Below are 13,209 nucleotides of genomic sequence, written 5' to 3'. Positions count from 1 at the left end.
ATATCTATAATAAAATTGGAGAAAATACAAAATGTGGCCGTTGACTGGAAAAGAAATTTATGAGGCTATTTTAGAAAAAAGTTGTCCTCTTGAATCTTTAGAAAATATTGAATTAATTGGTGTGTGTACAGATAGTCGAAAAATAAAACCACAACAATTCTTTGTCGCATTACAAGGAGATAATTTTGATGGGCATTCCTATTTACAGGAGTGTTTTGAGAAAGAAACTCCACTTGCTTTAGTCAATAAAGATTCTAAATTTTTAAATGATCTTAAGCCTGAATTTCGTGAAAAATGTATCGAAGTTGAAAGTGTTTTAAATTCTTTCCGCGCATTTGCACAATTTATGCGCCATCGTTTTCCATTTCCTGTTATTGGAATTGGCGGCAGCAATGGAAAAACAACCACGAAAGAAATGCTAGCAAGTTTATTAAGTGGCCCTAACTATAAAGTAACAAAAACACAAAAGAGTGAAAATGGATTTCTAGGGCTTGCAATCACTCTTTGTCAAGAAGAACATAATATAAAAGATCAGCCCCATGCACTTGTTTTAGAAATTGGCATTGATGAAATAGGTGCCATGCAACAGCATGTCGACTTAAGCGAGCCAGATATTTCCGTTTTAACTGCACTTGGACCAGAGCATCTTGAAAAATTAAAAAATTGGGAAACTGCAGCAAATGAGGAATTATTTTTATTTAGAAATGCTTACACAACAAGAATTTGGCAACTTGCAGATGATAGAATATTAACAGGATTCACCCATGATATTAATATACAATACCGAGGTAAAGTAACACATCATGAGTATCCTCTATCCATAGAGAAAGATTTTCTTGTCATAGAGAAATCAGAATTTGAACAAGAATATACGCAAAGAGAATTTATTTTTGAAAATACCGAACGCACTTTAGTTTGGGAAGTGATTAATGAATCAACGACAAAGTCCGAAATAAAATTAGAAATATTTTCAAAAGAAGGAAAATTATTTACAGAAAATAATCTTGTTTATGAAATCCCACTTCCAGGTAAACACAATGCAGCAAATTTTGCACTTGCTTTTGCTACTGCCATAAAAATGAAACGCACTCCTCGAGAAATATCTGAAGGCTGGAAAAATTTTACACCTCCTCCTATGCGTTCAAAAATTTCAACTTTAAAAAATGGAGCAATTTTATTTGATGACACTTATAATGCAAGTCCTATGAGTATTGAAGCTGCATTAAATACAATTGAAAATAAAGAATGGATCAGTAAATCAAAATTAATTATTTTAGGAGATATGCTTGACCTAGGGAGCGAGTCAAAATACTGGCATGAACTGCTTTTTCATCCTCTGAAAAATTTGCAGAGCTCCTACTTGTGCCTTTACGGGTCTGCGATGTATGATTGCTATAAGCTACTAAAAGAAACAGAAGATACTTTGCTAAAAGAAAACAACACTCGGATTTTCTGGCTTGCTGCAGAAGAAGATCCGGTTGCTTTTCTTAGTTATGAAGGTATTGATTTGTCTCAGTTTGTAATCCTTATTAAAGGCAGTCGAGGTATGAAACTCGACCGTTTGGTGAAAGTCATTGAAGAAAAGTGCTGTTGATTTATTAAGATCACAGTTGGAGTTGATAAATTTTGAAATTCGGGAGGTGTATTCTATGCGACCTGAAGTTCTTCAAAATGAATTGCTTAAAATTCTCGAAAGTTCTTTTGTTGGAAAACCGTGTGAAGGCAGAGATGATGTCGTACTTTCATTAAATGAAGATCAAATGTTTAAGTTATGGAATATTTTAGGTGAAGAACTTGGGATTGATCTTTCTTTAGCAACGGACGATCAAAGAAAATTATTATTTGATGCCTGTGACAATGGTAAACACATTGCAGCTCGAGATTTCAGTTCGTTATTATGGCTTGTTTATTATAGTGATGCAGCCTACCAATAGAGGAATTTTAAAATAAATAATATAATAAATCCATAAAATCTAATAAATAAAATTTAATATTATAAAATTAAAAAAGAGAATAATTCTTGTATGCGATCCATAATAAATATGTTATGGGTCAATTGGATTTTTGGTACACGATCTTCTTATTCGTTTACAAAACATAATCCTAAAAAAACAATAATGAATCAATTTAACTTATTTATTAATGAGATAGATTTCTAGGACGAAAAATTATGTTGAAGCAAAGTACTTTTAAAAAAACACTCTTTCAAAGAGTAAAAGATTACTTTAATCCTCATAAAATTCATACTGTTCCCAATTTCACCAAACGTGCTCAAGCTATGGGAATTATTTTTTTTATTATCCTAACTTTAATTCTTATTCGTTATGCATGGATAACCATACTTCCCACTCCATTGCGCGAAAAACTTGTGAGCACAGGAACACGTCAATTTGAAACCACTGTTACCTTTTCACAACCACGTGCAACAATTACCGATAGAAATGGAAAAGTCCTTGCCGTAAGCGTGCCAAGACCAAGCCTTTTTATTTTGACAAAAAGAATGCCTCAAGACAAAGAGACACTTATAAAAGTAGCTAAACAAATCGATGTTCCTCTAAAAGATCTTTTAAACTATAGAACTGAAAAAAGAAATTTTATCTGGCTTAAAAGACAAATATCTCCCAAAGAATTAAATGCAATTGGATCAATTAAAAAATGGCAAAACTTTATCGGTGTTGTTGATGAACCTAAAAGAATATATCCAGAAGGAGAAACCGCCGCACAATTAATCGGTTTTGTCGGGGCTGATGGAAATGGGCTCGAAGGACTTGAACAGGTTTACAATTCACGCCTTAAAATTAAAAAAACACGGGTCGATGTTCTCCGTGATGCACGTGGTCGTTTAGTTATTGTCACTCCCAATGATGCCTCTAAGCCTTCTCAAAAAATTCCAAATTTAAAATTATCCATCGATCTTTCCATTCAACAATTTACAGAACAGGCCTTAAAAGATGGGGCAATTCATTCAAAAGCAAAAGGGGGCAGCGCAATTGTAATGGATGTGACAACAGGCGAAGTTTTAGCAATTGCCAGTTATCCTACTTACAACTTAAATAATCCTCCCAATAATAACCCTGCGGCAAGACGATTCCGCCCCGTAATGGATGCCATTGAACTCGGTTCCGTCTGTAAACCTATGTGGATAGCAAAGGGCATCGATCTCAAAGAAATAACTACAAAGACTCTATTCGATGTGCGAGGAGGAAAACTCAAAATCCCTGGAGGCTCTTTTCGCGACGATCACCCCATGGACATTCTCCTCGACACCCAAGGAGTGCTTAGATACAGTAGCAATATTGGTATGTATAGAATTGCACAAAAAATTGGTCGCGAAAGATTTTACACCGCTCTCATGCAAGTTGGCTTTGGCCGTTCCCCAGGCACAGGCTTCGCCGGTGAATGGAAAGGCCGCATTCACAAACCAGAGTCTTGGAGCGAAATGCGCTTTGCCAATATGACCTTTGGACAAGGCTTTGCTATTTCACCTCTTCAACTTATACGTGGTCTGTCAATTATAGCAGGAGGAGGAATCGATCGTGGTGTTAATTTATTAGCAGTCGATCCAAATGCAGAAGACAATGCAGTTGGTCCGCCACTTCAATATATCTCTAAAGACACAAGCAAATTAATTAGTAAAATGATGGGTAACGTAACAGAAGTGAGCAACTCAGGTAGAATTCCTGGCGTGCTTGTCGGTGGCAAAACAGGGACTGCACAAATTTGGTCGAATAAAACCAAATCTTATTCAGAAAGAACAGCCGTTTTTGAAGGTGTGATTCCAGCAAATAATCCTAAACTTGCCCTCGTTGTCATTCTCGATGAAGTGAAAGTCCGCCCTGCTTATGGTTCAAAACTTGCTGGCCCTGTCTTTACCGAAATTGGTCGTAAAACCGTACATTATTTAAACTCACAAGGCGTCTTTAGCGTTGAGCCTTATAAAAACGCTTATTCCGAAAAAAAGACTGCCTTAAATTCCAACTGAAAAATACGATAAGTTGACTTTGACATACGCTAGAGCGCAAGTTAGTGTTTCTTCATTCAGCTCTTTGCTGAATACATTCCTTAATTTCTGTATGGACCCATGGTGAAGTGGATATCACGTAGGCCTCCGAAGCCTGAAGCGCAAGTTCGATTCTTGCTGGGTCCGCCATAGAGTTATTCTTATTTTTCAAGTGTTTTTATCACCCAGCAAGATAGTCCCAAGGGTCTAGTCCCAATTTTTGCTTGGGACTGAAAAATTGAAGCCAAAATTAAAAAATAATTCTGGCGATGACGAAATCTTATCGGCATCATCGGCAAATGCAACTTATTCTTACTCTCCCATACATAAGTAGTTGCCGACGAAGATTTTTTTTTCATCGGCATCATCGGCAAATCGACAAGTTCATCGGCACGTCAACCAACGCCTCCCCTGACAAAGTCTAAATTTTGAGCATGATGTGATAAGTTTTTTGGGAATTTATTTTTAGGAAATTAAATTATTCCTGTATCACAATGTTTTGATTTTACGTCGTATCCAGAAATATTTTTAATGTAGTATTCTCCTCCTGCTGGAAAAGCCAAATCAAGCTCTGAAATGTCGTTTAATGTAATTGTATAAAATCCATTTCCATCTACAACATCAGTAGAAATTTTATTATTATTGATAAATGGATTTATGTTTTTATACTTTATTTCAAAAGAGACTTTGCCATTATCAAATTTTTCACAGCCGACATTTATACCTGTATTATAATTTTTAAAGTCATAAAAAACCACTTCATCAACTTTAAAATCCCAACTTCTTTCATGAATTGAAGCTGATGAAATATTAGAAAGCAATAAAATTGGAATAAATAAAAATGATTTTATTTTCATGGGAGTATTTCCTATTGATTATTAGTAATAAATAAAATGAAATGAAATTGTATAATTATTTATATTATACAATTTCATCTTATAAATATAAACTATATTGTCAAGAGTGGGAAACAGAATTTCAGAGAGAAATTCAGAAAGAAATTCTCCCTAAATGTACTCAAGGTGTAGAGAAATACTACCACGGATCGGGCTTGGAATAAGAACAAGGGCTTGTGAAATATGTAACACGATTCATGATCGTGATGTAAATGCGAGCATTAATATTCTCAATGCATACATGATTCCCCTAGCATCCTTTTCGCATTTATCCATATTCACTCCAATATTAATTAAGCTAAGAATCGATCAATACTTGAAGTAACACCAGCAATCGGCAATTGCGTGGCATCAAAATATGCCGTTGTCATGTCAGAAGTTTTGTGGCGAGCGATCTTTTGCACAACTTGCATGGAATGACCTGCGCTTGCCAAAAAGGTAATCGTTGTATGCCTTAAGCTATGGGCACTTGTGTGCTTTATGCCTGCTTTTTTTGCGAGTGAGGTAATGACTTTAGAAAACTCATTTGGGTTCTTAGCAACCATTGGAAATATACTTGCCGTTTTAACTATTTCATAGCCTAACTCATGCGCCTTTTGATTCCATTGCAAGAGCTTTGCAGCGATTGCAGGGGAAACCTCAACAAATCCATTGGAACCGCATTTTGCCGATTCTTGAATCTGTCGTGTTCTGTGGTTCATGGTTTTGTTCACAGAAATAAATTGAGAGCCTTCGCCTAATTGATTTATTTCCATATACTGCAAATCACCCCAAGTTAAAGCGGCAATTTCACCAATACGTAATCCTGTATAAATTAAAAATTCCACAATTAAGCCTGTTTGAAATCCTCGAGCATATGCTTGCACAATAAGCTTTTTGGCTTCCTCAATGTTTAATGCTTTCTTTTTAATATTTGTTGTGAATTTAGAATCCATACGTTCACGTTTAAACAAGCGGCAAATATTTTGGGTAACTTTAGGTTCCTTTACTGGATTTTTATGAATGAAGTCTTTAAAGCAACACCACTCAAAAAAAGTACTGAGTGTTCCTATAATATTGCGCACAGTTTTAAGTGAGCGTTTGTTTCCTTGCTGTGTAGGCGTTTCTGCTAGTTTTAAAGCAAAAGATAAAATTGAATTGTCATCAATTTCTTTTGGATTTAATTCTCCAAAAACAGGATTTATATAAAGGCGTACATTTTGCTCATAAATATAAATTGTTTGAGGAGAGTAATTGCCAAAAGGGTTTTTAAGCCAATCCTTAAATAAATTGCTACATTTTGTGGTATTAATAACTATAGGGTTTTTTAATCTCTCACGCCATTCTATGGCATCATCTTTAGAAGAAAATGTTTTTGAAGTTTGCCTTCCGTCAATGGAAATCCTTGCTTCCCACATATTGAGGCGAGGAATAAAACGAATCCCTGTGAGTTTTGATATTTCTTTGTTCATTTATAAAGTGTCCTTTCGTTTGATTAAAAAGACACCTCAAAGCTTGTAACAAATCCCAAAGTAAGCTTGTCAAGGTGCTCACTTTGTGTGACTATTCTGTTGTCAAATAACGGGAATTGTAATTTGATTTTAAAGGGGAAGCACTACGGGTGACTTCCTCTTTTTTTAACAAATCTTCACGTTATTTTACATGCAATGAGGTAAAATTCAAATCACAAACCTATTTATTTTTTAACTCAAGCAATCCTTATATATACCTTGATAAATATTCGTTGAATGTTTCAGTCAAAGACAAATGGAATCCGATATCTTTTCTCCGAAACCCTGCGGTATTGGTTTTTGCTTCTGAAAATCTTTTGCTCATTTCTTGTGAAAATTTTTTGATATGATCAAAACGACTTTTTGGATAAACCTTTTTAAAGACAAAAAATAAATCTGAAACTAAAACGGCTTTTTTATTATTATCAATAATAATGCTAAACATATCTATAAAACCATCAATATCGCTAGTTGAAGTGTGTTTGCGTTGAATAGGTGCAAGCTCTTCTAATGATAAAAAGCAATCCCAATTTTCATCAACTAAAGCCCAAAAGCATGAGCCATCAAATTCTAATGGATATAACATTCCTTGCTTTTTTTGCTCTTCAGTTAAGTGACCCATATCAGAAATCATGGGAATGGGAACATGCACATTTTTAAATGATTTAATCTCTATAGGAAAAAATCTTCTATTTCCTGTTTCATCTTTTATTTTCTCAGATAAGTTATCAATATTTGCGGTTGCTATAAAAGTAACATTATTTTTAACAGAAATAATTCGATTTGTTCCTAAAATTCGAGGCGATAACATTTCGGAAGTGATAATACTTTTTAAATAAGATATGTCGCTTTTTTCTGAACTCGCTAACTCATCCATAAATATAATATTGCGTTCTAAATTGGAAGCAATTTCTCTCGTGTCGGCAACTTCCGATACTTTTTTTTCGGCATAAAATTGTGGATATTTGCTAAATGGATAACAAAAGTTTCTAACAAATTCACTTTTCCCTACGCCTTGCTCTGTGTTTATCAGAACAGGACACAAATGATTTTGTACTTTTAAATTTGCGATCTTTCTTTTGATTTGCCATATAAAGTGCATTAACACTTTTGCGATAATCTCTGGGTTTTCTGCACTTTCATTTTTTAAAGCTGGAAGTATAAACTTTACAAATAGAGCTAATGAGTCCTCAAAAGCTTTCCCTTTATATGCAATTGACAAAACAAAGAGAAGTGTATTTTCAGACTTTTATGATGCAGGAGTATTTGAAAATTTCTCATGTAATACATGCACAATGTTACCAGTATGCGGAGGTGGCTGCCCTAAATCATGGAAGGAGAATATTCAAGCATGCCCTACTCCAAAGTTTAATATCTCACAAAGGCTTTTATTATATTATGCATATAATAGAATAAGAGAATACTAAAATATTTTTTTTTAAAGGAAAGAAAATGAAAGCAATTTTTTATTTCACATCACCATTATTAATTATTTTTATTACCAATGCAAATGCATGCAACAATAATTCATTAGGAACTTTAAATTTGTATAATAAAAATGTTAATTGCATTTCAAACACAGGTACAGTCATATTAAATAATGTAACTGTAAAATCCAATACAATGATCGTTGGAGAACTGACTGCACAAGGATCTTCAATCAATGACTTAGATGTCACAGGAAAAGTTGATTTTTCTAGAAATACCACAGTCATAGGAAATATTAATATTGTAGGAGAACTTAAAGCTAGCAATACAAAATTCGAAAAGCCTATCTCTATTACATCCTCAATAATTGAACTAAAAGATGGGACAAATACGAATAACATATATATAAGAAAAAATAATGGGAGAAATTATGATGAATTCATATATCTAACAAATAGCACTGTAAATGGAAATATTACTTTTGAAAGCGGAAAAGGAAAAGTTGTTTTAGATAGCAGGAGTAAAATAACTGGTTCTTTAAATGGTGGCGCAACTATTTATAGATAATGAGGTGGTGAATTCCTGCGCCACCTGGCTCTCTCAAATCTGTATATGAAGCTTTCAATTCATAACTCCTATAATTGTCTAAAAGTGCTATTGGCAAAATATCAACAGTTTTTATTCCATATTTCAAGACTTCTTCTTGGAATTTTTGAGCTAACTTTTGAGCTGTATTTTCATTTGAATCATTATTATTAAAGGAAACAATAATTCTCCTACAATTTTTAATAAGCCTCAAATGATCTTGCCACATTGCGGTTTGTATTTGGCCAGAGGTTGCTCAAATAGTATTTGAACCTCGGATCAAATGCCTACCAGCAAGCATATCGCAGCAACCTTCAGTTAAAATCACTGTAAAACCTTGACAACCATGTAATTGCGACCATGACGTGTGCGTTGTTTCTTTTACTTTGGGAACGAGTAAGCCATAATAGCCAAGGCTTGCAGGGTATCCATCAAGCGCTTTGATATGCTTAATACCAAGCGTAACTTCCTTTGGATTTTGGGTTGGTCCTTTACTTGTGCAGCGTGCTCTTATTCCCGTAACAACAAGATTTTGATTTCCAACTGGATTTGGCAAATAATTCCAACAGAAAAACAAAGCTAAATAGTCTTTGCTAATCCATTGTAAATCAAGCTTTCCTGTTATTGCATGAGGTTTCCAAATGCCTGTGAGGTATTTTTCCTCAATGCTCATTTGTTTCACGCAATCTAAATTTTCTAATTGCTGAGGCGATTCTAATAACACGTATGATTTTAAATTCGCTGCAATGAATTGAGGATCAAAACCTCTGTCTTGCCACCAATCTTTCGCCAAAGATGATGCGTGAACATTTCGAGTATTTTCCAGATTAGCACTTATCAAAGTCAACAATTCACACCTTTTTTTATAGGTCTCATTTAACCAACATTTTTGTAGATTTCGGAACTGATGAGAGTCCTTTTCTAAGAAAACTTTGTCATTAATTTCTTCTTTGTATGCAGGTAGTACACAATTTTTTTGATAATCGCTTTGTGGGAGAAAAGTATTATTCCATTTTCCCATGCTTTTTTTGAGCAAGATCCAAGCGTCAATCTCAGTTAGCACTTTGTATTTTGCAATAAATTTAACTTAAATGGCTTGCCTTTTCTTTGTTCTTGCTCCTCAATAAAAGCCTCAAGCTTTAAACGTGTGGCATGTGAACATGCTCTTCCTCTTGCAATACTTGTTAAGGTTTGCCTTGTGATACCTGAACGAATGCCAAGTTGAGTTATATTGCCACACATCCTTAAACCCTTCTTAAGAGCCTGTACGGCTTGCTCAAGATATTTTTCTTTGCTCGAAATCTTTTGAGTGCTTGCTGTATCCATTACTGAAATCCCTTTCATCTATGCGCTTACTTGCGCTTTAATTACAGAGCGAAATGCTCTCTAAAAAAATAGTGCCGATAACGGAACGGACTGTCTAAATTAAATGAGCACGGAAAAATCGATTGTATTTAGCACTTTTACATATTGAATTTTGCAATAATCTTAAAAAAAATGTGTATTAAAAATCTATTTAAATAATTGTTATAAAAGAAATATATTTGTTTGATTTTTTTACCATATAGATTTGAGTAAACAATGAAAAAATAATGCGTCGAAATTTAGAGAGTATATTTCCATGAAAACTGATCTAATATAGTGCAAATTAATTTTCTTTATATAATAATACTCAAAATATTAATAAGTTAACAGACTGTCACGAGGAGAAATAGTTTTAGACAGTCCGTGTCCTAATTTCTAAGTAAAAAAGTTGCTTTTCCCTCTACTTAATTTAAAAGTGCTATAAAAAAGCACAGAATAGGTGATAAAAAATCATGATCTTTACATTAACTAAAATTCACTTTTGATATATTAAAATATTGATAAAACTATTCCAAAGGACTTATTAATGAACGAAGTTGATTTAAGTAAAAAGAAGAAATCTACTACAAAATGGGCTAAGAATTTATTTGCATTAAATAAAGACAAAAAATATTCGCTAGAAATGCTTTCAAAAGTTACTGGAACAAAGCCAGTTACAATTAGAAAATATTTAGATTATTGGGAAATATATCCTTGTGAATATGTAAAAAAAAATAGAACAAGAATATCACTTTATGATCCAAATGATATTACCAAAGGCTGCAAAAAGGCTTTTGAGAAGGGTAAGAATCCTGTGATTTTTTCTCAAGATATTTTTATGGCAAAGGTTCGACTATTTGTAAAACTATGTAATCACCCTGATAAAGAATATTTTGAAGATATATTAAGTTAAAAATTTGAATAAGTTTACAATTGATAGTTTGTATAATATTTAGTAATTTTTATTAAGAACAATATCGAAATTCTGGTTTTGTAACTTAGGAGATCTCTCTTTGGGAAAAAAATATGAAATAGCAAAAAAATTATTTGATCCAGTTGTTATTCAAGAAAAGCAATCTAATATTTTTAGATATTTAATGTTAGAAGAAAATTTACCTTATAGAACTGTAATTCAAGAATGGGCCTCAAATTTTATTGATCGTGATGGAAAATTCATTACAGAATTTCAAACAACTTTTAATTCTTCTTTTTGGGAATTATATATTTTTGCAGTTCTTAATGAAATAGGGTTTAAAAATTCATATAATTATCCAAGCCCAGATTTTATTTTTAATGATTTAATATTTGAATGCACAATATCAAATCCCCCAGATGATGTTCGAGCTAATTTTGCAAAATTATTCTTGACGGCATCAGGAGAGAAAAAGTTGGAATTAAGAAGAGATATGATTGAATTTTCTTGCGTAAGATTAATGAATTCTATTTCAGCTAAAATAAAAAAATATAAAGAATATTATTCTAAACTAGATTATGTAAAAAATAAACCTTTTATAATTTGCATAACTCCTTTTGATCAAGAACATTCACAGCTACAAGGAACTGAAGCTATTATTCAATGCTTATATGCTGCAGGTACTCCTCTATTTATGGATGATGGAAATAGTAATTCAATTTCTGACAGAACTTTTCTCGGTATTAATCTTGTTAAAAGTGTTATAAAACATTCTGGAACATCAATAGATACGGGATTATTTTGTAAACCAGAAAATTCCTTCGTTAGCGCGGTACTTTTTAGTTCTACAGCAACAATATCAAAAGTTCATACTCTTTCTTCCAAACGAGATGGAAGCAATTTCAGTGTTACAAGATTCAATAAAAATTCAAAATTTTCTAATGAATTTATATTTTCGGATACTAACTATAATGAAACTCTAGTGGACGGAGTATCACTTTTTTTAAACCCATTTGCAGATATAAAATTTGATGTCTCAAAATTTCAAAATGCTGGTATAGGTGTTTCATTATATTCTTCTGAAGGAAAGCTTCTTTTTAGTAATTATCCAGACAATTTTTTATTGCATAGATCTAAAATTTCAAGTTGCATTATTGGAAGTGAGAAGCATAAAATACTTGAAGATACTAGAAGTAAAGAAAAATCTAGACCTCTATTGACGTATCAAAAAATAAAGTATCATGAGGATCAATTAGTATGCGTTGATGCGATTCATGATAATTATAAAGAACAATGGAAAGCATATTATAAAGGCTGGACAATTTTTGTAGTGCAATGTTCAGTTGATAACGATTGGGGATGGCTCGCAAATAATACAAAATCTTCTACAATGCAAGACTTTATTACAAATAATTCTAAAAGGGGTATTATAACTTTGCTTATCGAAGCTAGCTTTTTTACCACTAAAGAAGAAGCATTTTTGGATGCAAAAAGAGCTATTTTGAATAAATTAAAAAACTATGGTTTTTAAATATAAAGGATAATAAATATTATTTTTTTATTTTTAAAAAATAATACAATAACCAAAGGTATATTGTGAATATTTTATACAGATTTACTTAAATTTATTTTCTTTAGACTAGTCATTTCTTCAATTGTTCCAGCGTATAGATATTCACTAAACCTTTCAAACATATAGCCTAATCTATTGTTTCTAACTACTTTTGCCCATTTTTTTAATTCTTCTAAATAATTACCTTTTTCAATATCATCTAAGGATTTCACCCCATAATTTATTGACTTTATAAGTTCTGTATAATTATTGTTGACTTTATTTCTAATTTTAATAATTTCATTATTTATTTCGTATGAACTCGCAATTTCTTGTACTATTTCTAATAAATTTAAACCCTCAATATTGATAGGATCAACAATGATTTCTATAAAATAATTTAATTCAATAATTTGATTGTATTTTGTTATACTAATCTCAGGCGATCCTTCAACTATTATATTTTTTTTGTCAGAAAAATTCTCTTTTAATTCTTCTTTACTTCTTATAAAAAAATTTTTCCCTACTGTGGATTTAGGAAATTTAAAAATTCTATTCACTTCTTCTATAGAACATAGTGACTCATTTTTTCGATCAAATCCAGAAGCTCCTGCGGATCTAAGACAAATAGCAATATCTTTTGAATTCATTATACCATCAAAATTCATTTTAATTAAAATTGGACCATATGGATTAGGCACTGAGTTTGAGCCACTATGAAAAAAATTACTGAAATCACTTAAATTACCAAATATTTTATCCCAGTTACCATTTTGTTGATCAAATTTATCCGTTTCAAATCTTGTAAAATCATAATTTTTTGTTTCCATGAGAGATCTTGAAGGAACTCCATTTAAATTAAGATACGTTTTAAAATCTTTTAGTTGACATGCGTGATATAGACTTACATTTCTATTTTTAAATAGCTTAATAAGCTCACTTATAGAGTTATTTTCTTTAAACATAACTGACTATCTCCAATATTGTCATTTATCGGAACA

General features: G+C 32.3%; 15 protein-coding genes and 1 tRNA gene. 9 read left to right on the top strand and 7 right to left on the bottom strand.

Annotation, left to right across the window (positions count from 1 at the left end; all coding sequences use genetic code 11):
- Window positions 1–31: 31 nt before the first annotated feature.
- The 4 genes from GCL57_RS10150 to GCL57_RS10135 all read left to right on the top strand — a co-directional run bounded on the left by GCL57_RS10150 (window position 32) and on the right by GCL57_RS10135 (window position 4,150).
- A complete protein-coding gene (locus GCL57_RS10150) occupies window positions 32–1,594 on the top strand; it encodes a Mur ligase family protein (RefSeq protein ID WP_152213230.1) in 1,563 nt (520 codons plus the stop codon).
- A gap of 55 nt (window positions 1,595–1,649) precedes the next feature.
- Window positions 1,650–1,934 (top strand): hypothetical protein, encoded by a 285-nt coding sequence (locus tag GCL57_RS10145; RefSeq protein ID WP_130610157.1) that lies wholly within the window; start codon window positions 1,650–1,652, stop codon window positions 1,932–1,934.
- A 236-nt stretch (window positions 1,935–2,170) separates the two neighbouring features.
- The gene (locus GCL57_RS10140) at window positions 2,171–3,982 is read left to right on the top strand and encodes a peptidoglycan D,D-transpeptidase FtsI family protein (RefSeq protein WP_152213229.1); all 1,812 of its coding nucleotides are present in this window, start codon (window positions 2,171–2,173) and stop codon (window positions 3,980–3,982) included.
- A gap of 93 nt (window positions 3,983–4,075) precedes the next feature.
- A tRNA-Arg gene (locus GCL57_RS10135) sits at window positions 4,076–4,150 on the top strand.
- 323 nt (window positions 4,151–4,473) lie between these two features.
- On the opposite strand, the gene GCL57_RS10130 is transcribed toward GCL57_RS10135, so the two are convergent.
- Window positions 4,474–4,857: a hypothetical protein gene (locus tag GCL57_RS10130; RefSeq protein WP_152213228.1), complete on the bottom strand. Its 384-nt coding sequence runs from the start codon at window positions 4,855–4,857 to the stop codon at window positions 4,474–4,476.
- A 154-nt stretch (window positions 4,858–5,011) separates the two neighbouring features.
- Between GCL57_RS10130 and GCL57_RS15135 the strand changes: the two genes are divergently transcribed.
- On the top strand, window positions 5,012–5,221 hold the full coding sequence (locus GCL57_RS15135; protein ID WP_152213227.1) for a zinc ribbon domain-containing protein: 210 nt from the start codon (window positions 5,012–5,014) through the stop codon (window positions 5,219–5,221).
- Here the strand turns inward: GCL57_RS15135 and GCL57_RS10120 are convergent.
- On the bottom strand, window positions 5,190–6,347 hold the full coding sequence (locus GCL57_RS10120) for a tyrosine-type recombinase/integrase (RefSeq protein ID WP_152213226.1): 1,158 nt from the start codon (window positions 6,345–6,347) through the stop codon (window positions 5,190–5,192). The genes GCL57_RS15135 and GCL57_RS10120 overlap by 32 nt on opposite strands.
- A gap of 247 nt (window positions 6,348–6,594) precedes the next feature.
- The gene (locus GCL57_RS10115; protein WP_425483350.1) at window positions 6,595–7,506 is read right to left on the bottom strand and encodes a VapE domain-containing protein; all 912 of its coding nucleotides are present in this window, start codon (window positions 7,504–7,506) and stop codon (window positions 6,595–6,597) included.
- Here GCL57_RS10115 and GCL57_RS15130 point away from each other — a divergent pair.
- Both GCL57_RS15130 and GCL57_RS10105 read left to right on the top strand, forming a co-directional pair.
- Entirely contained in the window at window positions 7,466–7,813 is a 348-nt protein-coding gene (locus GCL57_RS15130; RefSeq protein WP_211363251.1) for an SPASM domain-containing protein, read from the top strand. The genes GCL57_RS10115 and GCL57_RS15130 overlap by 41 nt on opposite strands.
- 25 nt (window positions 7,814–7,838) lie before the next feature.
- Complete coding sequence (locus tag GCL57_RS10105; RefSeq protein ID WP_152213224.1) at window positions 7,839–8,381, top strand: hypothetical protein; 543 nt, start codon at window positions 7,839–7,841, stop codon at window positions 8,379–8,381.
- Here the strand turns inward: GCL57_RS10105 and GCL57_RS10100 are convergent.
- The 3 genes from GCL57_RS10100 to GCL57_RS10090 all read right to left on the bottom strand — a co-directional run bounded on the left by GCL57_RS10100 (window position 8,368) and on the right by GCL57_RS10090 (window position 9,725).
- A complete protein-coding gene (locus tag GCL57_RS10100) occupies window positions 8,368–8,613 on the bottom strand; it encodes a hypothetical protein (RefSeq protein ID WP_152213223.1) in 246 nt (81 codons plus the stop codon). The two genes, GCL57_RS10105 and GCL57_RS10100, sit on opposite strands and share 14 nt — an antisense overlap.
- 42 nt (window positions 8,614–8,655) lie before the next feature.
- Window positions 8,656–9,246, bottom strand: coding sequence for a hypothetical protein (locus GCL57_RS10095; protein ID WP_152213222.1), 591 nt, complete (start codon window positions 9,244–9,246; stop codon window positions 8,656–8,658).
- A gap of 209 nt (window positions 9,247–9,455) precedes the next feature.
- Window positions 9,456–9,725: a hypothetical protein gene (locus GCL57_RS10090; RefSeq protein WP_152213221.1), complete on the bottom strand. Its 270-nt coding sequence runs from the start codon at window positions 9,723–9,725 to the stop codon at window positions 9,456–9,458.
- Between the two features lie 565 nt (window positions 9,726–10,290).
- Between GCL57_RS10090 and GCL57_RS10085 the strand changes: the two genes are divergently transcribed.
- Window positions 10,291–10,656 carry a hypothetical protein gene (locus GCL57_RS10085; RefSeq protein WP_152213220.1) on the top strand — a complete coding sequence of 122 codons (366 nt, stop codon included), beginning with the start codon at window positions 10,291–10,293 and terminating at the stop codon, window positions 10,654–10,656.
- Window positions 10,657–10,756: 100 nt separating this feature from the next.
- The gene (locus GCL57_RS10080) at window positions 10,757–12,187 is read left to right on the top strand and encodes a hypothetical protein (RefSeq protein ID WP_152213219.1); all 1,431 of its coding nucleotides are present in this window, start codon (window positions 10,757–10,759) and stop codon (window positions 12,185–12,187) included.
- Window positions 12,188–12,261: 74 nt separating this feature from the next.
- On the opposite strand, the gene GCL57_RS10075 is transcribed toward GCL57_RS10080, so the two are convergent.
- On the bottom strand, window positions 12,262–13,173 hold the full coding sequence (locus GCL57_RS10075) for a hypothetical protein (RefSeq protein WP_152213218.1): 912 nt from the start codon (window positions 13,171–13,173) through the stop codon (window positions 12,262–12,264).
- Window positions 13,174–13,209: the final 36 nt, after the last annotated feature.

The organism is Fluviispira multicolorata (genome assembly GCF_009208585.1).
Taxonomy (GTDB): domain Bacteria; phylum Bdellovibrionota_B; class Oligoflexia; order Silvanigrellales; family Silvanigrellaceae; genus Silvanigrella; species Silvanigrella multicolorata.
The sequence above is the reverse complement of the archived record's forward strand: the minus strand, read 5'-3'. Positions and strand labels throughout refer to the sequence as shown.

What these genes read in the sequence shown, in the direction of transcription:
- GCL57_RS10150 (WP_152213230.1), top strand. Translation starts at nt 32, where the DNA reads ATGTGGCCGTTGACTGGAAAAGAAATTTATGAGGCTATTTTAGAAAAA.
- GCL57_RS10145 (WP_130610157.1), top strand. Translation starts at nt 1,650, where the DNA reads ATGCGACCTGAAGTTCTTCAAAATGAATTGCTTAAAATTCTCGAAAGT.
- GCL57_RS10140 (WP_152213229.1), top strand. Translation starts at nt 2,171, where the DNA reads ATGTTGAAGCAAAGTACTTTTAAAAAAACACTCTTTCAAAGAGTAAAA.
- GCL57_RS10130 (WP_152213228.1), bottom strand. Translation starts at nt 4,857, where the DNA reads ATGAAAATAAAATCATTTTTATTTATTCCAATTTTATTGCTTTCTAAT.
- GCL57_RS15135 (WP_152213227.1), top strand. Translation starts at nt 5,012, where the DNA reads ATGTACTCAAGGTGTAGAGAAATACTACCACGGATCGGGCTTGGAATA.
- GCL57_RS10120 (WP_152213226.1), bottom strand. Translation starts at nt 6,347, where the DNA reads ATGAACAAAGAAATATCAAAACTCACAGGGATTCGTTTTATTCCTCGC.
- GCL57_RS10105 (WP_152213224.1), top strand. Translation starts at nt 7,839, where the DNA reads ATGAAAGCAATTTTTTATTTCACATCACCATTATTAATTATTTTTATT.
- GCL57_RS10090 (WP_152213221.1), bottom strand. Translation starts at nt 9,725, where the DNA reads ATGGATACAGCAAGCACTCAAAAGATTTCGAGCAAAGAAAAATATCTT.
- GCL57_RS10085 (WP_152213220.1), top strand. Translation starts at nt 10,291, where the DNA reads ATGAACGAAGTTGATTTAAGTAAAAAGAAGAAATCTACTACAAAATGG.
- GCL57_RS10075 (WP_152213218.1), bottom strand. Translation starts at nt 13,173, where the DNA reads ATGTTTAAAGAAAATAACTCTATAAGTGAGCTTATTAAGCTATTTAAA.